Annotated in this window: 19 protein-coding genes and 1 pseudogene; 7 read left to right on the forward strand and 13 right to left on the reverse strand. The window is 72.5% G+C overall.

Annotation, left to right across the window (positions count from 1 at the left end):
- The first annotated feature begins 23 nt into the window (after nucleotides 1-23).
- Both AQJ64_RS25705 and AQJ64_RS52080 read left to right on the forward strand, forming a co-directional pair.
- Nucleotides 24-1,217 (forward strand): cytochrome P450, encoded by a 1,194-nt coding sequence (locus tag AQJ64_RS25705; protein WP_059203013.1) that lies wholly within the window; start codon nucleotides 24-26, stop codon nucleotides 1,215-1,217.
- A 126-nt stretch (nucleotides 1,218-1,343) separates the two neighbouring features.
- Nucleotides 1,344-1,616 carry a sensor histidine kinase gene (locus AQJ64_RS52080; RefSeq protein ID WP_055637766.1) on the forward strand — a complete coding sequence of 91 codons (273 nt, stop codon included), beginning with the start codon at nucleotides 1,344-1,346 and terminating at the stop codon, nucleotides 1,614-1,616.
- A gap of 67 nt (nucleotides 1,617-1,683) precedes the next feature.
- Here AQJ64_RS52080 and AQJ64_RS48285 read toward each other — a convergent pair.
- The 8 genes and pseudogenes from AQJ64_RS48285 to AQJ64_RS25750 all read right to left on the reverse strand — a co-directional run.
- A pseudogene (locus AQJ64_RS48285) lies at nucleotides 1,684-1,938 on the reverse strand (alcohol dehydrogenase catalytic domain-containing protein); the annotation flags it as partial.
- Between the two features lie 81 nt (nucleotides 1,939-2,019).
- Nucleotides 2,020-3,234, reverse strand: coding sequence for a cytochrome P450 (locus tag AQJ64_RS25720; RefSeq protein ID WP_055637768.1), 1,215 nt, complete (start codon nucleotides 3,232-3,234; stop codon nucleotides 2,020-2,022).
- Between the two features lie 38 nt (nucleotides 3,235-3,272).
- Nucleotides 3,273-4,280 carry a PDR/VanB family oxidoreductase gene (locus AQJ64_RS25725; protein ID WP_079061936.1) on the reverse strand — a complete coding sequence of 336 codons (1,008 nt, stop codon included), beginning with the start codon at nucleotides 4,278-4,280 and terminating at the stop codon, nucleotides 3,273-3,275.
- A gap of 100 nt (nucleotides 4,281-4,380) precedes the next feature.
- Nucleotides 4,381-5,187 carry an IclR family transcriptional regulator gene (locus AQJ64_RS25730; RefSeq protein ID WP_055637769.1) on the reverse strand — a complete coding sequence of 269 codons (807 nt, stop codon included), beginning with the start codon at nucleotides 5,185-5,187 and terminating at the stop codon, nucleotides 4,381-4,383.
- A gap of 86 nt (nucleotides 5,188-5,273) precedes the next feature.
- Nucleotides 5,274-6,185, reverse strand: coding sequence for a 3-hydroxybutyryl-CoA dehydrogenase (locus AQJ64_RS25735; RefSeq protein WP_055637770.1), 912 nt, complete (start codon nucleotides 6,183-6,185; stop codon nucleotides 5,274-5,276).
- Nucleotides 6,186-6,213: 28 nt separating this feature from the next.
- Complete coding sequence (locus tag AQJ64_RS25740) at nucleotides 6,214-7,392, reverse strand: acyl-CoA dehydrogenase family protein (RefSeq protein ID WP_055637771.1); 1,179 nt, start codon at nucleotides 7,390-7,392, stop codon at nucleotides 6,214-6,216.
- Between the two features lie 25 nt (nucleotides 7,393-7,417).
- Nucleotides 7,418-8,572: a CaiB/BaiF CoA transferase family protein gene (locus AQJ64_RS25745; RefSeq protein ID WP_055637772.1), complete on the reverse strand. Its 1,155-nt coding sequence runs from the start codon at nucleotides 8,570-8,572 to the stop codon at nucleotides 7,418-7,420.
- A complete protein-coding gene (locus AQJ64_RS25750) occupies nucleotides 8,569-10,077 on the reverse strand; it encodes an aldehyde dehydrogenase family protein (protein ID WP_055637773.1) in 1,509 nt (502 codons plus the stop codon). Before AQJ64_RS25750 ends, AQJ64_RS25745 begins: the two co-directional genes overlap by 4 nt.
- A gap of 282 nt (nucleotides 10,078-10,359) precedes the next feature.
- Here AQJ64_RS25750 and AQJ64_RS25755 point away from each other — a divergent pair, with 282 nt between their 5' ends.
- Nucleotides 10,360-10,761, forward strand: coding sequence for a substrate-binding domain-containing protein (locus AQJ64_RS25755; protein WP_055637774.1), 402 nt, complete (start codon nucleotides 10,360-10,362; stop codon nucleotides 10,759-10,761).
- A 462-nt stretch (nucleotides 10,762-11,223) separates the two neighbouring features.
- Here the strand turns inward: AQJ64_RS25755 and AQJ64_RS25760 are convergent, their stop codons facing one another.
- Nucleotides 11,224-12,417: an MFS transporter gene (locus AQJ64_RS25760; RefSeq protein ID WP_398687984.1), complete on the reverse strand. Its 1,194-nt coding sequence runs from the start codon at nucleotides 12,415-12,417 to the stop codon at nucleotides 11,224-11,226.
- 305 nt (nucleotides 12,418-12,722) lie between these two features.
- Here AQJ64_RS25760 and gabT point away from each other — a divergent pair, with 305 nt between their 5' ends.
- Complete coding sequence (gene gabT, locus AQJ64_RS25765) at nucleotides 12,723-14,099, forward strand: 4-aminobutyrate--2-oxoglutarate transaminase (RefSeq protein WP_055637776.1); 1,377 nt, start codon at nucleotides 12,723-12,725, stop codon at nucleotides 14,097-14,099.
- 7 nt (nucleotides 14,100-14,106) lie between these two features.
- On the opposite strand, the gene AQJ64_RS25770 is transcribed toward gabT, so the two are convergent.
- From AQJ64_RS25770 to AQJ64_RS25785, 4 genes are all read right to left on the reverse strand, one after another.
- A complete protein-coding gene (locus AQJ64_RS25770) occupies nucleotides 14,107-15,645 on the reverse strand; it encodes a PucR family transcriptional regulator (protein WP_063788852.1) in 1,539 nt (512 codons plus the stop codon).
- Between the two features lie 58 nt (nucleotides 15,646-15,703).
- Entirely contained in the window at nucleotides 15,704-16,183 is a 480-nt protein-coding gene (locus AQJ64_RS25775) for a dirigent protein (protein ID WP_240512902.1), read from the reverse strand.
- 2 nt (nucleotides 16,184-16,185) lie between these two features.
- Entirely contained in the window at nucleotides 16,186-17,661 is a 1,476-nt protein-coding gene (locus AQJ64_RS25780; RefSeq protein WP_055637779.1) for an aldehyde dehydrogenase family protein, read from the reverse strand.
- 73 nt (nucleotides 17,662-17,734) lie between these two features.
- Nucleotides 17,735-19,252, reverse strand: a complete 1,518-nt coding sequence (locus AQJ64_RS25785) for an APC family permease (protein ID WP_055637780.1) — start codon at nucleotides 19,250-19,252, stop codon at nucleotides 17,735-17,737.
- A gap of 201 nt (nucleotides 19,253-19,453) precedes the next feature.
- Here AQJ64_RS25785 and AQJ64_RS25790 point away from each other — a divergent pair, with 201 nt between their 5' ends.
- From AQJ64_RS25790 to AQJ64_RS25800, 3 genes are all read left to right on the forward strand, one after another.
- The gene (locus tag AQJ64_RS25790) at nucleotides 19,454-20,203 is read left to right on the forward strand and encodes a FadR/GntR family transcriptional regulator (RefSeq protein WP_240512903.1); all 750 of its coding nucleotides are present in this window, start codon (nucleotides 19,454-19,456) and stop codon (nucleotides 20,201-20,203) included.
- Between the two features lie 45 nt (nucleotides 20,204-20,248).
- On the forward strand, nucleotides 20,249-20,989 hold the full coding sequence (locus AQJ64_RS25795; protein ID WP_055637782.1) for a cache domain-containing protein: 741 nt from the start codon (nucleotides 20,249-20,251) through the stop codon (nucleotides 20,987-20,989).
- Nucleotides 20,990-21,053: 64 nt separating this feature from the next.
- The coding region (locus AQJ64_RS25800; RefSeq protein ID WP_244902689.1) for a TetR/AcrR family transcriptional regulator at nucleotides 21,054-21,705 on the forward strand (652 nt) is incomplete at its 3' end.

Genomic DNA, 21,705 nt, shown 5'->3' on the forward strand with positions numbered 1-21,705 from the left:
CCCGCTTCCCGGAAGAGCCCCCCATGCACGCGACGGACACCCCACCGCCCCTCCCCCACCACCGTCCCCTGCTCGACCCCGCCGCCGAGTACGGGCGCTGGATCACCGAGCGGCCGCTGGCCCGGATCACCCTGTGGGGCGACACCCACCCCTGGCTCGTCACCCGGCACGAGGACGCCCGTGCCGTCCTCGGCGATCCGCGCTTCAGCGCGCGCAACGTCCGCCCGGGCTTCCCCGGCCTCCAGCCGACGCCCCCGCCGCCCACCCCGGGCCAGCTCTTCGCCATGGACCCGCCGGACCACACCCGGCTGCGCCGCATGCTGATCCCCGAGTTCACCTTCCGCCGGGTCGAACAGCTCAGGCCGGCCGTCCGGCGGATCACCGGCGAACTCCTCGACGGTCTGGTCGAGAAGGGCCCGCCGGCCGACCTGGTGGAGCACTTCACCCTCCCGCTGCCGCTCCTCGTCATCTGCGAACTGCTCGGAGTGCCTTACGCCGACCGGGAGTTCATCCACCGGCACGCCGCCGCCTTCGCCACCGTCTCGGCCGGACCGGAGGCGATGCGGGCCGGCTGGGCGGCCCTCTTCGGCTACCTCCAGGAGCTGCTGGCGGCCAAGTCGCGGGAACCCGGCGACGATCTGATGAGCAAGCTCGCCGTCGAACGGGTCGCCACCAAAGAGGCCACGGCGGCGGAGGCGGCCGGCATGCTGGTCCAGCTCCTCGTCGCCGGGCACGAGACGACCGCGAGCATGCTCTCGCTCGGCGTGGTCGCCCTGCTGCGCCATCCCGACCAGCTGAACGCGCTGCGCGCCGACGACGACCTCGTCCCGGGCGCGGTCGAGGAACTCCTGCGCTACCTCACCGTCGTCCACATCGGGCTGCGCCGCATCGCCGTCGAGGACGCCGAGATCGGCGGGGTGACGATCCGCGCCGGTGAGGGCGTGGTCGTCGCCCTCCAGTCCGCCAACCGGGACCCCGCGGTCTTCGGCGACCCCGACACCCTCGACCTCACCCGGGACGCCGGCCACCATCTCGCGTTCGGCCACGGCCCGCACCACTGCCTCGGCCAGTCGCTCGCCCGCGCCGAACTCCAGATCGCCCTGCCGATGCTCTTCGACCGCCTGCCCACCCTCCGCCTGACCGGCCCGCCCGCGGAGCGGCACGCGTTCGAGGGCCGCGCGGTCCACGGCGTGTCGGAGCTGCCCGTGGCCTGGTGACCCGGTTCCGTCCGCGCCAGGAAGAGGCCGAGGAGGCCGTGGACCTCGCCGCGGTGGCCGCCGTGTCGCGCGGCGCGTGTACCGGCGCGGCGGTCGCCTGGTCCATGTCGACGCGCCGACGGCACCGTGGTCCGTGGCCGCCCGCAGGGCCTCGAACGCGCGCTGGGCAACCTGCTGGCGGACGCCGCCGAGTTCGACCCCGACGGCGACGATCCCATCGAGGTCCGCATCCGCCGTGGAGTGGTCACCGTGTCCGACCGTGGACCGGGTATCGACGCCGACACCCTGCCCCGTGTGTTCGACCGCTTCTACCGCGCCGACACCGCTCGCGCCCCGCCCGGCTCCGACTCGGCCTCGCCATCGTCCGCGATGGCGCCGACGCCCACGGCGGCACGGTGACCGCGGGGCCTCGCCCCGGCGGCGGGGCCCGGATCGGCTTCACCGTGGCCGGGTCGCGGCTGTTGCCCGGGGCCGGGTGGGTGCTCCTGCCCGAGATCACCGGATCGGCGAAGGCACCGATCCCCAGGGCCGGGCACCGTTCGGTGCCGTCGGTGAGGGTCATCCTCTGCTTCGCGTGGTGGGTGTCGAAGCAGTACCGGGGACGGCCGCTCAGGCACGCCCGGCACTGACCGCACACGGCACGCCAGTTGAGGATCACGAAGTCACCGGGCTCGACGTCGGTCACGCCCCCGCCGACCGACTCCACGACACCGGCCGCCTCGCCCTTCGCCCGCGCGACGACTCCTCGTACCTGCTGGGACACTCCTCGGTCCCCTCACGTTTCTCGGTGATCGACGGCCGGTCAGGCAGCCGGTTGGACGCGCACGGGCAGGGACGCCCACGACCGCAGGGTGTTGTTGGGGTGGCGCTGCGGTGTGCCGACGAGCTCGATCCGCTCGACGCGGCGGGCCAGCGCGGTCAGCAGCGCCTCGGCCTCCAGGCGGGCCACGTGCTGGCCGATGCACTGGTGGATGCCCATGCCGAAGCCGACATGGCCGGAGGGGTCGCGGGTGAGATCGAAGCGGTCCGGATCGGTCCAGCGGGCCGGGTCGCGATTGGCCGCGCCCAGGAACATGAGGATCTTCGTGTCCGCGGGGATGACCGTGCCGGCGACGGTGATGTCGGTGGTGGCGGTACGGAAGAACGTCTGCACCGGCGATTGCCAGCGGACCGCCTCGTCGAACGCGGCCCGCGCCAACTCCGGTCGCTGCCGCAGCCGTTGCCACTCCTCGGGGTGGGTGGCGAAGGCGTACAGGCAGGCCGCCAGGCCGTGCACGGTGGTGTCGACGCCGGCGGTGAGCAAGGAGCGCACCACCAGCGGCGCCTGTTCGTACGTCAGCTCGCCACGGTCGGCGGCCTCCCAGATCCGCGCGCCGAAACCGTCCTCCCCCAACTTCTCCCGTGCGCACTGGGCGTTCACCCACGCCGACAGTCCGGCCACCCGGTGCGCGTCGGCCGCGACGAGGTCGTTGCGCGGGCCGAAGGCGTTGAAGGCCATGTTGCCGTAGGGCAGGAGGTTCTCCCGGCCGTCCGGGCCGAGACCCACCGCGTCCGGGAACGCACGCAGCGGGAACGCCTCCGCCAGCGCCGCGAAGCCGTCGAACTCGGTTCCCGCGGAGAGGACTTGGTCGACGAGTTCCTCGGCCACCGAGTGCCATGTCTCGCGCAGGCGGCGCAGGGCGGGCGGGGCCAGGATCTCGCGCAGTACCCGCCGTGGCGCGTCGTGCCGGGGCGGGTCGGCCTCCAGCAGCAGGCTCGGCGGGCGCCACGGCGTCTCGTGCCGGAAGTTGGCCAGGCCCACGCCCGAACCCGACTCGAAGTGCTGCCAGTCCACCAGGGCTGCGTGCACCTGCTCGTAGCGGGCCAGCGCGTGGACGTCGTAGCGCGAGAGGTACACGACCGGACCGGCCTCGCGCAGGGCCCGGTGCAGCGGTTCGGGGTCCAAGAGGGCGTCGTGGGCGAACGGGTCGGCGTCGCTGGCAGGCGGTACGACGGCACGCTCCAGTGCCTCGGTCATCGCGGCTCCTTGGGGAAAGGGGAGAAAGTCGGGTGTGCTCAGAGATCGAGCACGAGGCGGTCGCCGCAGGAGCGCGACACGCACGGGAACATGCAGTCGTTCACGGCCCGTTCGTGGTCGGCGAGGATCGAGTCGCGGTGGTCGGGCCGTCCCGCCAGCACCGGTGTCAGACACGTGCCGCAGGTGCCCTGCTCACAGGACGACAGCACCTCCGCCCCTGCGCGGCGCACCGCCTCCAGCACGGACACGTCCGGGGTGACGGTGACGGTGCGTCCCGTGCGGCGCAGTTCGACCTCGAACGGCGCCTTGCGCACCGGCGGGGTCTGCACGGCGGCGGTGAAGCGTTCCGTGCGCAGGGCGTGCGCCGGCCAGGCGACGCAGGCCGCCTCGACGGCGGCGAGCAGCGGGGCGGGACCGCAGCAGTACACCTTGGTGTCCGGTCGCGGTGTGCCCAGCCAGGCCGCCAGGTCCAGCAGCCCGAGTTCGTCCTGCGGGACGACCTGCACCCGCTCGCCGTGGGCGGCCGTCAGCTCCTCGCGAAAGGCCATCGACGCCCGGGTACGCCCGCCGTACAGCAACTGCCAGTCCGCTCCGAGCAGTTCGGCCTGGCGCACCATGGGCAGCAGCGGGGTGATGCCGATGCCGCCGGCGATGAAGAGGTACTTCTCCGAGGGCACGAGGGGGAACTGGTTGCGCGGGCCGCCGACGCCGACGCGGTCCCCCGGACGCAGCCGGTCGTGCACATGGGCGGATCCGCCCCGTCCCGCGGGCTCCCGCAGCACGGCGACGCGGTAGGTGTGGGCGTCCCATCGGTCGCCGCACAGCGAGTACTGCCGAGTCGTCCCGTCCGGCAGGACGAGGTCGATGTGGGAGCCGGGCGTCCAGTCCGGCAGCCGGGCACCGCCCGGGTGGGTGAGGGTGAGGGACACCACGCCCTCGGCAATGCCCTCTTTGGCGGAGATCGTCAGGGTCGCCGCGTTCCCCGGTGCCGGCCGTCCCGGACCGACGCCGGACCCGGCGTCCGCGACCATGCTGGTTCCGACCACGCTGTCGCCTCCCGTCGTTGGGTTGCAGGCAGGATGCGCGGCGGGGAAAGGCGGTCGCGACGGCTTTCTCACTCAGTGAGAGACGAACTTCCGTCGGCTGTCATACGGCCGTCGCACTGCCGTCACGTGGATCACCGGACTCCCGGCGCCGCCCCTCGGCGCCCGGGGCCCCCAGCGCACGGGAGACACCGCGTGCCGCCGTCCGCACCACCGGCACGACGGACGAGGCCCCCGCCTCGTTGGGGACGATCACCGCCAGCGCGGCCACCACCTCACCCCGCGCGTCGCGCACCGGCGCCGCGACACCCAGGGCGTCCGGGTGGACGTACCCCGGGCAGTACGAGTACCCCTGCCGGCGTACCTCGGCCAGCACCGCCCGCAGCCGCGCCGCCGTGGCGGGGGTGTCCGGCGTGTAGCGGTGCAGCGGCCCTTCGAGGACCCGCCGACGCAGGTCGTCCGGGCCGTGGGCGAGCAGGAGCAGGCCGCTGGAGGAGGCGTGCAGCGGAAGGCGGCCCGCGATGCGGGTGTAGTTGACGACCGCGCCCGGTGCCGTCAGCCGCTCCAGGAACAGCACCTCCTCGCCGTCCAGCACACCGAGCTGGACGTGGTGGCCGACGACGTCGTGGACGCCCTCCATGAACGGCATGGCCGCGTTGCGCAGCGACAGGGTGGGCGAGGCCCGGGTGGCCAGCTCCCACAGGCGCATGCCGACCCGGACCCTGCGGTCGGCGTCCCGGGTCAGGAAGCCGTACGACACGAGCTCCGCCACCAGCCGTGACGCGGTGGCCACGTGCAGCCCCGTACGCCGGGAGATCTCCGAGACGGTCAGGGCCGACTCCTCCGGCGTGAACGCCTCGAAGATCCGCACGACCCTCGCCAGAACCGACTCGCCGTTCCGTGTCCTCACCCCGCCATCATCGGATTCCTTTCCCGCACGTCAAGCCCTTGCCCCGCTCAGGCGGCGCGTCGGGCGCGTACGGTACGGCGGGTCGCTCAGCGCGAGTGGTCGTGGAAGCCGCGGCCGGTCTTCCTGCCGAGCAGTCCGGCGTCGACCATCCGCAGCAGCAGGGGCGGCGGGGCGTGCAGCGGCTCCTTGAACTCCTCGTACAGGGAGTCGGCGATGGCCTTGACCGTGTCGAGACCGATCAGGTCGGCCAGCCGCAGCGGGCCCATGGGGTGGGCGCAGCCGAGCACCATGCCGTTGTCGATGTCCTCGGCCGTGGCGTAGCCGGATTCGAGCATGCGGACGGCGGACAGCAGGTACGGGACGAGGAGGGAGTTGACGACGAAGCCGGCCCGGTCCTGCGCCCCGATGGCGTGTTTGCCCAGCGTCGCGGTGACGAAGGCCTCGGCGCGTCCCCGTGTCCGATCCCCGGTCAGCAGTGAGGGGACGATCTCGACGAGCGGCATCACCGGCACCGGATTGAAGAAGTGGATGCCGATGACCTGCTGCGGACGGCGGGTGGCCATCGCCGGTTTCGTCACCGGGATGGACGAGGTGTTCGTCGCCAGGATCGCGTCCGCCCGGGTGACGACGTTGTCCAGGGCCGCGAACACCTCGGTCTTGATCTGCTCGTCCTCGGCCACGGCCTCGATCACCAGATCCCGGTCGGCGAACTCCGCGATCTCGGTGGTGAGGCGGATCCGGCCGAGTGCGGCATCGCGCTCCGCCGCGGTGAGCTTGCGGCTGCGCAGGCCGCGCTCCAGCGACGCGGAGATCCGGTCCCGTCCGGCCTTCAGGGCCTCCGGTCCGGTCTCGCACATCAGCACGTCCAGCCCCGCTCGGGCGCAGACCTCCGCGATGCCGCTGCCCATGAGGCCCGCCCCGACGACGCCGACGCGTCGGATGTCGGTCCCTGCCGACGGGGCCGAGGCGGAGGCGCGGCCGGCTGTCTCCTGCGTCATGGCGCACCTTCCTGACGGGAGCCGGGCATCAGCGGAACGCCGCGTGGCCGGTGAGGGCCTGCCCGACGACCAGGGTGTGCATCTCGCTGGTGCCCTCGTAGGTCAGGACGGACTCCAGGTTGTTGGCGTGGCGCAGCGGCGCGTACTCCAGGGAGATGCCGTTGGCGCCGAGGACGGTCCGGCATTCGCGGGCGATGGCGAGGGCCTCGCGCACGTTGTTGAGCTTGCCGACGCTGATCTGCTCGGGGCGGATACGGCCCTGGTCCTTCAGGCGGCCCAGGTGCACGGCGAGCAGAGCGGCGCCGCCGAGCGAGACGCTCATGTCGGCCAGCTTCTTCTGGGTGAGTTGGAAGGCGCTGATGGGCTTGCCGAACTGGACGCGCGAGTCGGCGTACTCCAGGGCCGCCCGCAGCGAGTCGCGCCCCGCGCCGACCGCGCCGAACAGGATGCCGAAGCGGGCCTCGTTCAGGCAGGACAGCGGGCCGCGCAGACCCTCCGCGAGCGGCAGGCGCGCCGAGTCGGGCAGCCGGACGTGGTCGAAGTGCAACTCCGAGGTGACGGACGCGCGCAGCGACATCTTCTGCTTGATGTCCTGGGTGGTGAAGCCGGGCGTGCCGCGCGGGACGAGGAAGCCGCGCACGCCCTCCTCGGTCTGCGCCCAGACGGTGGCCACGTCGGCGATGCCCCCGTTGGTGATCCACATCTTGGAGCCGTCGAGGATCCAGTCACCGCCGTCACGCACGGCCCGGGTGCGCATCCCGGCCGGGTCGCTGCCGAAGTCCGGCTCGGTCAGGCCGAAGCAGCCGATCGCCTCGCCGGCGGCGAGCCGGGGCAGCCACTCCTGCTTCTGCTCCTGCGATCCCCACTTCCAGATCGAGTACATCGACAGCGAGCCCTGCACCGAGACGAAGCTGCGGAAGCCCGAGTCCGCCGCCTCCAGCTCCAGACAGGCCAGGCCGTAGCTGACGGCGTTCGTGCCGGCACAGCCGTAGCCCTCCAGGTGCATGCCGAGCACGCCCAACTTGCCGAGTTCTGGCGCGAGTTCGCGGGCGAAGTGGGCGTTCTCGAACCACTCGCCGAGGTGCGGGCGCACCCGGTCGGCGAGGAACTTGGCGACGGTCGCCTGGATCTCGCGTTCCTCGTCGGTGAGGGTGGAGGAGAGGTCGAGCAGGTCGAGAGGGTCCTTCATCGGCTTGGCGCCGCTCATCGTGTGCTCCAGGGGTGAGTGTCGGTCAGGAGTCCAGCCAGTCCGCGATCTCGCCGGTGTGCTCGCCCAGCCGCGGCGGGCGGCGGGCGTAGCGGGGCGGGGTGCGGGACAGGGAGATCGGGTTGGCGACCAGGTCCATGGCGGATCCGTCGTCGTCGGTGACCGCGGCCCGGGGCGCGAGGCCGAGGCGTTCGGCGAGGTCGAATGCCTGGGCGAGGTCGTTGACCGGTCCGCAGGGCACGCCCAGGGGCGTGAGGTGCTCGAACCATTCGGCCGCTGTTCGGGTGGCCAGCAACTCGCCCAGTTTCCGGGCGAGTTCGTCGACGTGCGCGACCCGGTCGGGGTTGGTGGCGAAGCGGGGGTCGTCGGCGAGTTCCGGTGCGCCGAGGCCCTGGCACAGGGCGGCGAACTGGCGGTCGTTGCCGACGGCGACAACCAGCGGCCGGTCCTTGGCCTGGTAGACCTCGTAGGGCGCGATGGAGGGGTGCCGGTTGCCCAGGATCCCCGGTACCCGGCCGGCCAGGGTGTATCCGGCGGCCTGGTTGACGAGGCTCGACAGCAGGGTGGAGAGCAGGTCGACTTCGATGTGCTGTCCCTGGCCGGTCGCGTCGCGGTGGCGCAGCGCGGCGAGCACACCGATCGCGGCGTGCAGGCCGGTGAGGACGTCCACGAGGGCCACGCCGGTCTTCACGGGCTGCCCGGGGGCGGGGCCGGTGACGCTCATCAGCCCGCCGACGGCCTGGATCAGCAGGTCGTAGCCGGGAAGGGCGGCCCCCGGTCCGGCACCGAAGCCGGTGATCGAGCAGTAGACGATGCCCGGGTTGCCGGAGCTGACCCGGTCGTAGCCGAGCCCGTGCCGGTGCAGGGTGCCGGGCCGGAAGTTCTCGAAGAGCACGTCGGCGCGGCGCGCCAGTTCGGTCGCGCGGCGGCGGTCCCGCTCGTCGCGCAGGTCGAGCGCGAGGGAGCGCTTGTTGCGGTTGACGGAGAGGAAGTAGGTGGCCTCGCCGTGGGCGTGGGGCGGGCCCCAGGCCCGTGTGTCGTCCCCGGTGGCGGGGTGCTCGACCTTGATGACGTCGGCGCCGAGGTCGGCGAGGAGCATGGTGGCGTACGGCGCGGCGAGGACGCGGCCGAAGTCGGCGACGAGCACGCCGCTCAGCGGCAGCGCCGAGGGGCTGGTCACGGCGTCGGTCCTCCCGAGCTGCGCAGGTACACCGTCTTGGTGCGGGTGAAGAACTCGCGGGCCGCGCGGCCCTGTTCCTTCGGCCCGTACGCGCTGTGCTTGACGCCGCCGAAAGGCACGTGCGGGTCGGCGCCCGCCGTCTCGGAGTTGATGTGCAGCACGCCGACGTCCATCTGGTCCGTCGCGGCGGTGACGGCCCGCAGGTCGTCGGTGAAGAGGGCGGCGGAGAGGCCGAAGTCGGTGTCGTCGGCGAGGGCGAGTGCCGCCCGGACGTCCGGGGTGCGCCGGACGGCGAGGACGGGGCCGAACAGTTCCTCGCGCCAGAGCGGGTCGTCGCCGGCCAGTTCGACCACGGTGGGCTGGACGAAGGCTCCGGTCATGCGGTCGTCGTCGTAGTGCCGGCCGCCGGTGAGGAAGTCCACGCCGGGGCGGGCGGCCGCGGCGTCCACGGCCCGCTGGATGTCGTCCCGGGCCTGGACCGAGACGACGGGGCCCATGTCGGTGGTCTCGTCCAGGGGGTCGCCGACCCGCAGGGCGGCGGCGCGCTTGGTGAGCCGGTCGAGGAACTCGTCGGCGACGGGCTCCTGCACGATGAGCCGGGAGGTCGCGGTGCACTTCTGCCCCGTGGACCGGAAGGCGCCGGCCAGCACTTCCCGTACGGCGAGTTCGAGGTCGGCGTCGGCGAGCACGACGGCCGCGTTCTTGCCGCCCATCTCGGTCTGGACCGGCCGGGCCAGCCGCCCGCAGGCCGCGATCAGGCCGCGTCCCACCGAGGTCGAACCGGTGAAGGTGACCGCGTCGACGCCCGGGTGCTCGACCAGCCGGCCGCCGAGGCTGCCGCTTCCGATGAGCAGGGAAAGGACACCGTCCGGCAGCCCGGCCTCGACCAGCGCCTCGGCCAGGCGCATGGCGAGCAGCGGCACCAGGCTGGCGGGCTTCCACACGACGGTGTTGCCGTGGGCGAGCGCGGGGGCGATCTTCCAGGCCGGGATCGCGATGGGGAAGTTGAACGGTGTTACGACCGCCACCACGCCGACCGGCCGGTGGATCACATGGATCTGCTCGCCGGGGCGGGGCGAGGCGAAGACCTCGCCGACCGGGCGGGAGCCCTCACCGGCGTAGTAGCGGAAGATCTCCGCGGCCCGGCGTACCTCGCCGATGCCCTCGGCGCGGGTCTTGCCCTCCTCCCAGGCCAGTTCCTCGCCCCACTGCTCGGCGTGCGCGTCGATGACCTCGGCGGCACGGTCGAGGATGCGGCCGCGGGCGGGAGGCGGCGTGGCGGCCCAGCGGGGGAAGGCGTCCCGTGCGGCCGCGACGGCCTGGTCGAGGTCGTGGTCCGTGGCCATCCGTCCGACAGCCACGGTCTCGCCGGGGTGGGCCGGGTTGAGGTCGACGAGGTCGCCGCCCTGGCCGGTCCGCCACTCCCCGGCGACGAGGTGGCGCAGCGTCCGGGCCTGCCGGACCGGTCCGGCCCGCCGTGTGCTGCTGCTTGCGGTGGATCGCATCGGCACTCCTTCCGGGAGGTCCCGGTACGCCGCTGGGTCCCCTGGGCGCGGCGGGCTGGGTGAGGCCGTCATTGTGTGGGAGGCCGCGTCCCCGGCGCATTGGACGAAACGGCCCGTGCGCCGCTGTCCGGACACGCCGATCCGTCGATGGTGCGGCGCCTGCCGCGGTGAGGGGATCGGCGTACCGGACACGGCTCACGCGCCCGGGGGCGGGCGCGGCCCGGGGACATTGCCTCTCCTCGCGGGAGGCGGAACGGGCCCACAGCCCCGGACCTGGGCAGCATGCGATCCGAGTCCGGTCCGGTCCCCACCGCGTGGCAGCCACGGCTGCTGCGGACCGGCGTCCGCTTCGACGCTCCGTTCTGCTGCAACGACGTCACCGCCACCCGCGCGCTGTCGGTGCTCGAACGCAGCGGCGTGGCCGTCCCGGACGACGTGGCGCCGGCGGGCTTCGACGACATCGGGTCAGCCCTCTTCACCTCGCCCTCGCAGGCCACCGTCGACTCCCGGCGCGAGTCGATTGCCCGCAGGGCCGTGTCGCTGCCGCCCTCCCGCATGGACCTGGCGGACTTCCGGGAGCTCCCGGGCCGCTGCGCGAGTGCCGGATGCGTCCTGCGGGTGCGCGGATCCTCCTCGGCCGCCTCCCGACCGTGTCACTTGCACTCCGTCACACCCGACCCATGACGTGCGACACCGGGCTGGTTGACGGTCAATGGGATGTGAGACCTCACCGGCAGCCCTGGACCGTGCCGATACCGGGTCCCCTGGGGAACCCTGGCTGAGACCTCGCCGAGCCTGCCGGACTCCTCGGTGGCGGGCCCGGTGCCGTGGGCTTCGGCGATCTCCCGCAGGGTGTCCACCCCGGCGACTCCGCCGGCGTCGATGAACGCGTGCAGAACCTGCCGGGACGTGGACTCGTCGCCGGTCCAGCCGAGGACGTCGGGCCGCGTCGGCGGCTCGCGCCGAGCCGGGCCCGGAAGACGGAGGGGTCGAAAGTACGCCTTGGTGTCCTGGACGCGGCCGTCGGCGTCGAGTTCGTGGACGTTGATGCCGGACCGGTCGACCGGCTGCCCGTCGCGGTGACCGCGGCCCCGTGCCAGGCGCCGACGTCCGCCTCCTGGGAGGGAGCGCCCGGGGGCGTCCCGTCTACGGCGTCGCCGTCGTCCTCCGGTCCGGCGACGCGGCGGGGAGAGGCGTGGCGGTGCCCTTGCGGCGGCCGGTCGGACAGGCGCCGAGGGCGAGGAGCGCGCACACGGCGACGACAGCGCAGACGGCCCCCCAGCCCAGCTGGGTGTAGGCGCGCGTCCCGAGCCAGGAGCCGGCACTGGCGCCGACGAAACTGCACGTCATATAGCCGGTGTTGAGCCGGCTGCGGGCCTCGGGGCGCAGGGCGAAGATGCGCGCCTGGTTGGCCACCTGCCCGCACTGCACGGCCACGTCGATCAGGAGCAGTCCCGCGCCGAGGCCGACGATTCCGGCCGGGCCGCCGGCGAGGCCGGTCAGCAGGAGGGCTCCGGAGGCGAGGGCGAGCAGGACGCACCAGAGGTTGACCCGGTCGGCACCGTACCGGTCGACCCGGCGACCGGCGGCGGGTGCCAGGAACATGCTGGCCGCGCCGATCAGCGCGAGCAGACCCACCGCCTGGGTTCCCATGGCGTAGCGCGGGCCCGTGATCAGCAGGGCGACAGCGGTCCAGGCCGCGCTGAACGCCCCGAAGACGGTGACCTGGAAGTAGATCGAACGCCGCAGCAGAGGTTCGCGGAGCAGGAGCCGCAGGGTGTCGGCGAGCAGGGTGGGGTAGCGGTCACGCACGGTCGGGACGCTGCGCGGCAGAGCGAAGCCGAGGGCGAGAGCCAGCACTCCTGTGAGCACGGCCGCCACCAGGTACGGGGCACGCCAGCCGAGGTGCTCGCCCAGTATGCCGCCGAAGGCGCGGGCCAGCAGGATGCCGCCGATCAGCCCGGCCTGCAGGGTGCCGGTGACGGCGCCCCGGCGCTCGGGCCCGACCAGGCCCGCGGCCATGGGCAACAGGATCTGCGGGACCACGGTGGCCACACCGACCACAGCCCCTGCGGCGAGGAGCGGGCCGATGGCCGGGGCGAGACCGGCGGCGAGGAGGGCGAGCGCGGTCACGGCCAGCAGCACGGTGATCAGCGGGCGACGGGACAGCCGGTCGCCGAGCGGCACCAGCAGGAAGATACCGACGGCGTAGCCGAGTTGGGTGACGGTGGTCAGCACGGTCGCCGTGTCCTGACCGACGCCGAAGCCATGGGCGATCAGCGGGGTGATCGCCTGCGGGAAGTAGACGTTGGCCACGGCGACGCCACAGGCCAATGCCATCACCAGGGGCAGCCTGTCGCTCAGCTCCGCAGGGGCCGACGCGGCTGAGTCCACGGTGCGGGGCACGGAACGACTCCCATCAAACGAACTGGATGGTTCGCTTCCAGCGTGGCACGGCGCGCCGGGGCCAGTCAAACGAACCAGTTCGTTGGATTGCTCACCGGATCGGGGACGGCGCCCGCGGGACGGCACTGGACGAGATGTCCCGCCCCGCGGGCTCGGAACGCGCCCTTGTGTCCATGGCCTGTGCACCCCGCGCCTGCTTGGCTCGGCCCTCCCAACCCCGCACCTCCGGAGGACGTTTCATGTCCGGTGTTTCCCGGCCGGCCGGCGGCCCCGACCTCGCTCAGGTCCGGCGGGTCGTCAGCGAGATCCCCGGCCCGCGCTCCCGTGAACTGCTGGCCCGCCAGCGGAAGTTGGTGCCGGCCGGCCTCGGTGCCGTCCTGCCCGTGTTCGTGGAGGCGGCCGGTGGCGGGGTGATCGTCGACGCGGACGGCAACTCCTTCATCGACTTCGGCAGCGGTATCGCCGTGACCACGGTCGGCAACTCCGCCCCGGCGGTGGCGGAGCGCGCGGCCGCGCAGCTGCGCCGGTTCACCCACACCTGCTTCCTCGTCAACCCGTACGAGTCCTACCTGGACGTGTGCGAGAAGCTGAACGAGCTGGCGCCCGTCCCCGGTGAGAAGCGCACCATCCTGGTGAACTCCGGCGCCGAGGCCGTGGAGAACGCCGTCAAGATCGCCCGGGCCGCCACCGGCCGCCCCGGCGTCGTCGTCTTCGACCACGCCTTCCACGGCCGCACGCTGCTCACGATGAGCCTGACGGCCAAGAACAAGCCCTACAAGCAGGGCTTCGGTCCCTTCGCGCCAGAGGTCCACCGCGCCCCGATGGCGTACCCGTACCGCTGGCCCACCGGCCCCGTCCGCTGCGCCGAGGAGGCCGCGCACGCGCTCGCGGATCTGCTCGACCGTCAGGTGGGTGCGGAGAACGTGGCCGCCGTCCTGGTCGAGCCGATCCAGGGCGAGGGCGGCTTCGTCGTCCCGGCTCCCGGATTCCTGAGCAGCGTCGCCCATATCTGCCGGGCCCGGGGCATCCTGCTGATCGTGGACGAGATCCAGGCCGGCATCGCCCGTACCGGCCGGATGTTCGCCTGCGAGCACGAGGGCATCCAGCCCGATCTGATCACGACCGCCAAGGGACTCGCCGGTGGACTGCCGCTGGGTGCGGTGACCGGCCGCGCCGAGCTGATGGACGCGGTTCCGGCGGGCGGTCTGGGCGGGACGTTCAGCGGCAACCCGGTGGCCTGTGAGGCGGCACTGGGTGTCTTCGAGGAGATCGAGGCGCACGGGCTGCTGGAACGGGCCCGGCAGATCGGCGACACCATGCTGGAGCACCTGGGCGGGCTCGCCGACGCGTATGCGGCGATCGGTGACGTACGGGGCCGGGGTGCCATGATCGCGATCGAGCTGGTGGAGCCGACGGGTGACCGGGTGCCCGCTCCCGGCCTTGCCGCTCGCGTGGCCAGGCGCTGCCACGCGGACGGGCTGCTGGTCCTGACCGCCGGAAGCTACGGCAATGTGCTGCGGTTCCTGCCGCCTCTGTCGATCTCCGACGCTCTGCTGGAGGAGGGGTTGACCATCCTGGGCGAGGCCCTCGCCAAGGAGCTGGCCTCGGCCGTGTGACCGTCCGTCAGCCGGTTCGGTCGCTGCCGCCGGGCTCCTGCCAGGCGCACAACGCCAGCAGGAGCTCGGCGCGCACGTGCGCCGAGTCGAGGTCCGCGCCGAGCAGGCCACGCACCCGCTCGATGCGGCTGCGCAGGGTGTGCCGGTGCACGCCGAGGGCCGCCGAGGCCGCCTCCCAGCCGCCGTTGTGCTCCAGGAAGGTACGCAGCGAGTCGAGCAGGTCGGTGCCGTGTGCGGTGTCGTGCGCGCTGAGAGGAGCGAGCTGAGCCTCGGCCAGCGTCGCGAGGACCTTTCTCGTCTCGGGGGTGGCGGCGAGCAGCCGGCCGGCCAGGGACTCGAAGGACACGAGGGCCAAGGTGTCGCGGGCCTGGGCGACCGAAGCGGCGTTCCGGGCCTCGGACAGCGCCGCGGGTCCGTCGGCCAGGTCGTGGACGGCGCTCAGCCCGGCCCAGGTGCGCGACCTCAGCCGGGCCCGTGCGCCGTCCGTGACCGTCTGTGCCGTGACCGCGTGGCCGGCCGGCAGCAGCACCGCCGCGCATCCGCCGTGCCCGCGGCCGAACAGGGGCAGACCGCGCTCCGCCAGCTCCGTCCCCACGGCCTCCAGGGCCCGGCGGGGGCTGCCGCCGCGCAGGACGAGGACGCGGACGCCGTCGCGGACCGGAAAGCCCGCCTCGGTGAGGTGGTCCAGGGCGGCGGACGCGGTGACGGAACCGTCCAGCAGCATCCGCAGGAACAGCGCGTTGACGTGGTTCTGCTCCTCGCGCAGCCGCAGGGGCTTGTCCGCCTCCAGGGCGACCAGCGATGCCGCGTGCCCGAGCAGAAGGTGATCGACCGGTGTGAGGGTCCGGTCGGCGACCAGGACCAGGCGGCCGTGGGCACGCGGTCCCACGCGGACCTGTTGCACGGCCACGACTCCGTCCCGGCCGCTGCTCACCGCGGCCGCCGCCTGTTTCGGGGAGCTCAGACCGGCACGCAGGGCAGCCTCGGACGCTCCGGCGTCGGGTGGATGAGCCGTGCGCACCTTGCTGTCGTGGTCCAGGAGGACGACGGAGGTGCCGGTGGAGACGGCCAGTTCCCGCACCACCGCCTGGGCCCCGCCGTGCAACGCGGCGCGGGTCATGCGCGGCTGGATGCGTGAGGCCCGTACGACACCCTCGTACTGCTGCTCGGCCAGACGTTCCATGACCGCCTTGGTGACGGCCACGAACGGTGTGGGCAGCGGCACCTCCAGCAGCGGCAGCCCGGCCTCCTCGGCCGCGTCGACCAGCGCCTCGGGCACCCGCGCATGCGACAGGCCGACCCCGAAGCCGACGGCGGCGACTCCGGCTTTCACCAGACGGGCGACATAGTCCTCGCAGGCGCCCGGATCCGCCGTCAGCCGGAGCCCGGTGGTGAGCAGCAGCTCACCACCGGTCAACCAGGGTGCCGGGTCGGCGAGTTCGATGCTGTGCGCCCAGACCACGTCCCGGTCCAGACCGCCGCGGCCCGCCACCACCCGCAGCAGCAGATCCTGGCGTCGCATCAGCCAGGCAAGCGGTACACCCACCGCCCTCACCGTCCATGACATTCAGAAGTGGAGGTAAAGCATCGCCGGGGTCGGCCGGTCAGCGCTCCACCGCGAACGTGAAGTCGTAGGCACTGCCCTTGGCGTCGCGGGCGTGCAGGTGCATCTGTCCGCGGGCCGTGCGCCACTTGCCCGTTCCGCCGGTGATCGCGAGCGTGGAGTCGGCCGCGTCGTGGAACGGTCCCTGGACGACGATCGATCCGCCGTTCAGCGTCGTCGTCCAGCTGCACTCCCACGCCGTGCCGACCTTGGTGCGCACGCAGGAGCCCTGGGAGCCGCCGACCTGGTGTCCGGCCGTGTCGTAGACGGGGTTCCCGAAGGCCAGTGTGTCCCCGATGCTGTCACCGCGCGGCCCGAGGTCGACGACCGTGTCGGTGTCGGCGTGCTCGATCACGGTGAACACGGCGGGCCCGCCGCGGTGACCCGCTGTCCTGTCGCCGGCCTGCGCCACGGAGACACCGGCGACGAGAACAGCACAGGTGGTGGCCGCGAGAACAGCGGCGAGACGGGGCTTCCTCATGGTCACCAGCCCCCTTCGGCACGGCGGTCGTAGCGCAGCTCGCCGTCTCCCAGGTCGAAGACGAGGAGCTTGGCCTCGGTGAAGGTGTCGAGGAACCAGCCGGAGAGTTCGCGGCCGACGCCGCTCTTGCCGGTGCCGCCGAAGGGGGCGAGCTGGTCCCAGTAGTTGCTGGTCTCGTTGATGTTGACCGTGCCGTGCTGCAGGGCCTCCCCCACGCGCCAGGCGGTGGCGAGGTCCCGTGTCCACAGGGAGGCGATCAGGCCGAGGTCGCTGGAGTTGGCGATCTGCACGGCCTCCTGCACCGAGGAGACCTTGATGACGGGGGCGACCGGGCCGAAGGTCTCCTCCTGGGCGATGCGCATCTCAGGCGTGACGCCGGTGAGGATCGTGGCCGGGAAGAACAGGCCCTCCTCCTTGCCGAACTGCACGACGTCGGCGCCCCTGTCACGCGCGTCCGCGACATGCTCGGCGATGCGCCGCAGGGAGGCCTCGTTGCGGACGGGGCCCATGTCGGTGTCCTCCGACGCCGGGTCACCGATGCGGAGCTGGGCGGCGCGGGCGGTCAGCTTGGCGACGAACTCGTCATGGACGTCCTCGTGGACCAGGAGCCGTTCCGCCGAGGTGCAGACCTGACCGGCGAAGTAGAAGCAGCCGTTGACCGCCGCCTCGACGGCGGCGTCGATGTCCGCGTCGGGGAGGATGATGAAGGGGCCGTCGCCGCCGAGTTCGAGCAGGTGCGGGCGCAGGGCCGCGGCGCGGGCGATGCGTTCGCCGGTGGCGGTGGAGCCGGTGAAGAACAGGCCGTCGACGCCCGGGTGTTCGACGAGGGCGGCCCCGACGTCGCCGAGCCCGTGCACGACGTTGATCACGCCGTCGGGCAGGCCGGCCTCGGTGAAGATCTCCGCCACGAGGTTGCAGCTGATCGGGGCGTACTCCGAGGGCTTCCAGACGGCCGTGTTGCCGGCGGCGACGATGTGCGCCAGCGCGATCGAGGAGATGTCGGTGGGGAAGTTGTACGGGGTCACGACCCCGACGACGCCGAGCGGGCGGTAGTTCATGACCAGCCGCTTGTTGTTGGTCTGCTCCTGTGTGGAGGGGAACGACAGGCCCCGGTGGCGCAGGACCTCCTCACCGGCCTTCTGCCAGGCGGGGGCCGCGTACTCGATGACCTCCTCGCGGGCCTCCGCGACGGTCTTGCCGATCTCCAGCGTCAGCACCTGGGCGACCTCCTCGGCGCGCTCGGCGAAGAGCGCGTGGACCCGGCGCAGGATCTTGACCCGTTCGATGAGGGGCGTCGCGGCCCACTGCGGCTGGGCCCGGCGGGCGGCGGACACGGCACGGGCGACGTCCTGGGCGTCGCAGCGGGTCACGTCCGCGATCAGCTCACCGGACTGCGGGGAGCACACCGGGAAGCTGCCCGCACCGCCGTCCAGCCACGAGCCGTCGACGAGCGCCTTTGTGGGCAGGGTTGGAGGCATGTTCGTTCCACCTTCGGGTCTCGGCGTCGCGTCGCGCGCGACGGCGGAAAGGGAAAGCCGGGGATCTGTGTGCTCAGACGGAGGCGGGCGACGAGGAGGGCTCCTGCGCGGCCGACGCGGCCAGCGCGTCTCCCGCCGGGGCGTCCCCCCGCTCGTGCGGCTTGGCTACGGCCATGTACAGGGCGCCCGCCCCCACCACGACGGCGCCGCTGACCAGCACGATGTAGTTGTCGTACCAGGGCGTGCCGGGCGTGCGCGGCCAGCTGATGTTGACGAGCGCGACGATGCCGTAGACCAGGGCACCGATCGTGACCGGAAGTCCCCACCGCTCCAGCCGGTACTCGCCGGACGGCCGCCAGCCGCGCAGCCGCGCCCGCAGGGACGCCAGGACGACCATCTGGAAGGCCAGGTAGATGCCGAGGGTGGAGAAGGAGATGATCTTCACCAGGGCGTCGGCGGAGTACGCGGAACCCACGATGATCAGCCCCGGGAGGACGGCCGCGAGCAGCAGGGCGTTGGGCGGCACCCGGAGCCGCTCGGAGAACGCCGCCAGCACGCGGCTGCCGACGATCATCCGGTCGCGGGCGAAGGAGTAGGTCAGCCGGCTGGCGGCGGCCTGCAGGCTCATCGCGCAGGAGATGAAGGAGAGCAGGACGACGACCAGGACGGCGCGGGCGCCGCCGCTGCCGAACGCGTCGGTGAGCACGGTGGTCACCGGGTCGGCGTCCTTGCCCGAGATCACCGCGCCGAAGTCGCTGACGGAGAGGATGAGCGCGAGGCACACCGCCGTCGCGGCGGCACCGCCGATGTAGATGGTGCGCCGCATCGAGGTCGGGATGCGCCGCCCGGGGTCGGGCACCTCCTCCGCCACGTCGCCGCACGCCTCGAAGCCGTAGTACTGGAAGACGCCGATGAGCGAGGCGGCCGCGAAGGCGTAGAGGTACGAGTGGCTGCCCTGGGACCCGAAGCCGTCGAACAGCACGCCCAGCCCGTGGTGCCGGTTGGCGATCAGCAGCCAGGCGCCCACCACGACGGCTCCGATGATCTCGGCCACGAACCCGAACACGGCGACGGCGGAGAGCACCTTGGTGCCGCCGAAGTTGATGACCGTGGCGAGCAGGAGGAGGCCCAGCGCGCAGAGGATCGTCGTCGTGGTGCTGGAGGCGAAGCCGAACACCGCGGCCACGTACGGGCCGGCGCCGTAGGCGACCGCCGAGATGGTGGAGAGCAGCGCCAGGAGGTAGATCCAGCCGGTCATCCACCCCCACTTGCGGCCCCACAGACGCCGGGCCCACGGGTACACCCCGCCGGCCACCGGGAATTCGGCGACGACCTCGCTGAAGACCAGGGCCACCAGCAGCTGGCCGACACCCGCGATGACGAAGGCCCAGATCATCGGCGGGCCGCCGGCCATCAGCGAGGCCGCGAAGAGGGTGTACACACCGACGACCGGCGAGAGGTAGGTGAACCCCAGCGAGAAGTTCGCCCACAGGCTCATGTCCCGTTTGAACTCGGACTCGTAACCGAGAGCGGCGAGGCGCTGGGCGTCGGCGTCTGCGGGGGATGGCGGGGACTGCGTGGCGTCGTTCATCGACGGGCTCCTTGAGGGAAACACGCTGCTGAGCGGGATGTCGGCAGGACCGGGGCCGTGGGGGAGGCCGACGAGGACCGATAGGTGTCCGGCATGTCGAAGTGGCGAAAACCTACTACATTGAAGTTCAAAGGACAACGGTTTGACTGTTATCCTGGCGGCGATCTCTCGTTACGGATCTTCGACCTTTGAGGAGGGGCCGTGGCGGCAGTGGACGGCCGCTCGCCGGTGATGAGCGCCGCCTTCGCGCCGCTGAGCGACTCCGGCCGGGCGGACATGGTGGTCCGCAGGGTTGCCGAAGCGGTCACCATCGGGCTGATGGCCGAGGGAGAACAGCTCCCCAGCGAAAGCGACCTCGCCTGCCAGCTCGGTGTCGCCAACGGCACGGTGCGCGAGGCCCTGGCCATCCTGCGCGAACAGGGACTCGTCGAGACCCGGCGCGGACGCAACGGCGGGAGTTTCATCCGCAACCCGGAAGAGGGCCTCACCAGGATCCACCAGGCCCGCCTGAGGGAACTGGGCATCTCGGAGCTGCGCGATCTCGGCGACGAGCAGTTCGCCGTCTCCGGCACCGCGGCCCGCTTCGCCGCCGAACGCGCCCCTTCGGACCTGGCGAAGAGCCTGGACCGCCTGATCACCGTCCTGCGCAAGGCCGAGTCCCCCGCCGAACGCCGCAAGGCCGACGCCCGCTTCCACATCGAGGTGGCCGTCGCCACACAGTCCGTCCGGCTGACACGCCTGGAGGTCCGGCTGCAGGCGGAACTCGGGCCGCTGCTCTGGCTGCCGGGCGGCGACGGGCCCGACGCGTCGGCCTTCGCCGACCAGCATCACGAGATCCTGGTGGCCATCATGGCCGGAGACGCCGCGGAGGCGCGCCGTCTCGCCGAGGAACACACCATCGCCGGCGCTCGCCATCTGGTACGTACGCACCTACGGTTGACCGATGCCTGACCCGGTGGCGCACCCGCGTGCCGCCCTCCTTGACGGAGCACAGTGATGACCAGCACCCCAGCCACCGGCATCGTCCGGTGCAGCGAATCCATCCGGGACGCGGTGGAATCCGTCTTCTCGGCGCTGGCCGTCCTGGAGGCCGAGGCGCGGGAACGCCTGAGCGCGGTCGGCCGGAAGGGCCGTCATCCCGGGACGAGCGACCTCGCCGCCGTACGGCCGACGATCCGGAACCTGCTGCACGAGCAGGGCGACAGGTTCAACGGCACCGGTGTCGTCATGGCACCCGACGTGCTCGCCGACGCCGCCTTCCACCTCGAGTGGTGGCAGCGGACCGGAGACCGGGGCTCCCGGCCCCTGCGGCTCAACCTGGATCCGCGGAGTGAGAGTTTCTACGACTACACCCTCAAGCCGTGGTTCGTGATCCCCCGCGACGAAGGCCACGGCACGGTCATGGGGCCGTACGTCGACCTGCACTGCGCCGGCCTCTACACCCTCACGTTCACCCGGCCGTTGACGGTGCACGGCGAGTTCGTCGGCGTCGTCGGGGCCGACGTCCCAGTGGCCTCCTTCGAGCAGATCGTCATCCCCTCGCTCAAGCACCTGGGCGGCGAGGCCGTGGTGATCACCGGCGAGGGCCGGGTCCTGGCCGCGAACACGCCCACGTGGGCCGTCGGGGAAATGGCGCGCGATCTGCTGGGCCCCGAGGCCGGAGTGGAGCGGGCGGCGGTGCGGGCACCGGAGGTCGGCTGGAGCGTGATCCGCGTGGAGTCCCCGGCTGCCGGCTGAGCGAGGACGACGGAGGCCGCAAGTAGTTGGCCTGCCCAACAAGACCGCAGGTAAGGTCGTCCCTGTGGCAGCGGAGGACAGGACCTCAGGAAAGTCGGAAGCGCCGTCCGGCAGGCAGCAGCGCCGCAGGAGCCCCAAGGATCCCGACCGCCAGCGGGACCCGGTGGGCACCCGGCGGGCCATTCTGGCCGCCGCCGGTGCGGAGTTCGCCGCCCACGGTTTCGACGGGGCCCGGGTCGTGCGGATCGCGGAGGCGGCCGGCGTCAGCCATCAGCTGATCACCTACTACTTCGGGGGCAAGCGCGGGCTGTACGAGGCACTGAGCGATCAGTGGCTCGAGGAGTCCATGCGCGTCAGCCGGACCCACACCTTCGCGGAGGCCGTACGACGCTACGTCCACTGGGCGCACGAGGACCCGGCGTGGGTGCACACGCTGACGCGCGAGGAGCCCGGCACGCGCCCGCCCGCCGAGGACGAGCGGGCCGCCGAGCTGTTCAAGCACGTCGAGGAACTCCGCGAGCGGCAGGCGCGCGGTGAGTTCCGGAGCGACCTCGACGTCGGGGCCGTGGCCCTCGTCTTCTTCGCCGCGTCGATCGCTCCGGTGGCCATCCCGTGGATCGCCCGTGAACTCAGCGGGCAGGATCCCGCCTCACCGGAGTTCATCGACGCCTACGCGGAGCAGGTGCGCCGGATCATCGCCGCACTCGCCGAAGCGG

Origin of the sequence: Streptomyces griseoruber, from assembly GCF_001514205.1 — a bacterium.
Lineage (GTDB): Bacteria > Actinomycetota > Actinomycetes > Streptomycetales > Streptomycetaceae > Streptomyces > Streptomyces griseoruber.

Excerpts from the sequence above, each read along its gene's own strand:
- AQJ64_RS25750 (WP_055637773.1), bottom strand. The coding sequence starts at position 10,077 with ATGCGATCCACCGCAAGCAGCAGCACACGGCGGGCCGGACCGGTCCGG.
- AQJ64_RS25775 (WP_240512902.1), bottom strand. The coding sequence starts at position 16,183 with ATGAGGAAGCCCCGTCTCGCCGCTGTTCTCGCGGCCACCACCTGTGCT.
- AQJ64_RS25785 (WP_055637780.1), bottom strand. The coding sequence starts at position 19,252 with ATGAACGACGCCACGCAGTCCCCGCCATCCCCCGCAGACGCCGACGCC.
- AQJ64_RS25760 (WP_398687984.1), bottom strand. The coding sequence starts at position 12,417 with ATGGCATTGGCCTGTGGCGTCGCCGTGGCCAACGTCTACTTCCCGCAG.
- gabT (WP_055637776.1), top strand. The coding sequence starts at position 12,723 with ATGTCCGGTGTTTCCCGGCCGGCCGGCGGCCCCGACCTCGCTCAGGTC.
- AQJ64_RS25755 (WP_055637774.1), top strand. The coding sequence starts at position 10,360 with ATGCGATCCGAGTCCGGTCCGGTCCCCACCGCGTGGCAGCCACGGCTG.
- AQJ64_RS25780 (WP_055637779.1), bottom strand. The coding sequence starts at position 17,661 with ATGCCTCCAACCCTGCCCACAAAGGCGCTCGTCGACGGCTCGTGGCTG.
- AQJ64_RS25795 (WP_055637782.1), top strand. The coding sequence starts at position 20,249 with ATGACCAGCACCCCAGCCACCGGCATCGTCCGGTGCAGCGAATCCATC.
- AQJ64_RS25740 (WP_055637771.1), bottom strand. The coding sequence starts at position 7,392 with ATGAGCGGCGCCAAGCCGATGAAGGACCCTCTCGACCTGCTCGACCTC.
- AQJ64_RS25735 (WP_055637770.1), bottom strand. The coding sequence starts at position 6,185 with ATGACGCAGGAGACAGCCGGCCGCGCCTCCGCCTCGGCCCCGTCGGCA.
- AQJ64_RS25705 (WP_059203013.1), top strand. The coding sequence starts at position 24 with ATGCACGCGACGGACACCCCACCGCCCCTCCCCCACCACCGTCCCCTG.
- AQJ64_RS25720 (WP_055637768.1), bottom strand. The coding sequence starts at position 3,234 with ATGACCGAGGCACTGGAGCGTGCCGTCGTACCGCCTGCCAGCGACGCC.